This is a genomic window from Vibrio sp. 1078-1, assembly GCF_033340475.1.
Window position 1 is genome coordinate 1 of sequence record NZ_JAWOWM010000996.1, and the last position, 502, is coordinate 502.

Below are 502 nucleotides of genomic sequence, written 5' to 3' on the forward strand. Positions count from 1 at the left end.
ACCGCCAATTTCTACAATGGTTTGGTGGGATGGGGATCATCGTACTTGCGGTCGCTATTTTGCCAGTGTTGGGCATCGGTGGGATGCAGTTGTACCGCGCAGAAATTCCGGGTCCAGTGAAAGATACCAAAATGACCCCGCGCATAGCCGAGACAGCAAAAGCGCTGTGGTACATCTATTTAAGCCTGACAATCGCTTGTGCGGTTGCTTTTTGGCTCGCGGGCATGACGCCGTTTGATGCCATCAGCCACAGCTTCTCTACCATTGCGATTGGTGGCTTCTCAACTCACGATGCCAGCATGGGCTACTTCGACAGTTACGCGATTAACCTGATTACCGTGGTGTTCTTGCTGATCTCTGCTTGTAACTTCACTCTGCACTTTGCGGCATTTGCCTCTGGTGGGGTTCATCCTCAGGATTACTGGAAAGACCCGGAGTTCCGCGCACTCATCTGTATTCAGGTGTTACTGTTTTTGGTTTGCTTCTTCCTACTATTGCACCA

1 protein-coding gene is annotated in these 502 nt (G+C 50.8%); it reads left to right on the plus strand.

Going from position 1 to position 502, the window contains the following annotated elements; genetic code table 11:
- A partial coding sequence (locus tag R7190_RS31270; protein ID WP_318138399.1) for a potassium transporter TrkG occupies positions 1 to 502 on the plus strand: 502 nt, incomplete at both ends.